Consider the following 782-nt stretch of genomic DNA (forward strand, 5'->3'; position numbering starts at 1 on the left):
ATCGTCTCGGGACGGACAAGTATCTCTGCCTGAGCTACAGCGGAACTGAACCGCTCCCAGTCAAACCGGCCGATACGCGCAAGGGAGTCAACGCTCTTGGAGTGCGCGTCGATCAGCACGCGGCAGCTATCGGTTAGAGTACGTAGATGCCCCTGCATCTCGCGTACCGTCCTCATCGCCTTGTCGCGCGTCCGGTTTTCTGCGCGGCGCACCATGCTGCAAGCAGCTTGTCGAACATGGTGAGCGCGGCGTCGGTCAGGCTTTCCTCGATCCTAATGGCTGCAGCCGCGAGCGTCGCGTGGCGGCGCATGGTCGCCAACTCGCCGAGATGTTGCGGCGTGATTCGCACTGCCTCGTCGGCTAATCGATCGAATGTCGCCGATGGGATCATTGCGGCGCGCGACGGATCGAGGCCGAGCGTCCGCACATGATCGAGCCGTTCGAGCAGGCGCAGGATGTTGCGCGCTGCCGGCGACTGCGGCGCGTTGCGCAGCCATGCCAGCCATGTCGTTCCCTGATCTGGTCGCCGAGCCAGCAAGGCGTCCAGCGCCGCCAGCTTGTCCGGCTTGATGCCGCTGGTCAGTATTTCATGGGTGAGATGTTCTGCCTGCTGGCGCGCGTGTCTGACGATCGCTTCGATGACAGCCGATGGCGGCAGCAGCACTCGTCGCCGTCGCAACTCGTCGATCACCGTGCCGGCGAGTAGGAGCGGCTGGGCAACAGTCTGCGCAACCGGCATCGCGAACGCCACGCTCGCGCGAAAGTGGTTCCGGATGAAAGCG

1 protein-coding gene is annotated in these 782 nt (G+C 64.1%); it reads right to left on the reverse strand.

The genetic code is table 11. The features are described from left to right. Window positions 1–172: 172 nt before the first annotated feature. The coding region (locus AACY19_RS26630; RefSeq protein WP_339454466.1) for a DUF4158 domain-containing protein at window positions 173–782 on the reverse strand (610 nt) is incomplete at its 5' end.

The organism is Pseudomonas sp. EA_5y_Pfl2_R50, from assembly GCF_963970475.1.
Lineage (GTDB): Bacteria > Pseudomonadota > Gammaproteobacteria > Pseudomonadales > Pseudomonadaceae > Aquipseudomonas.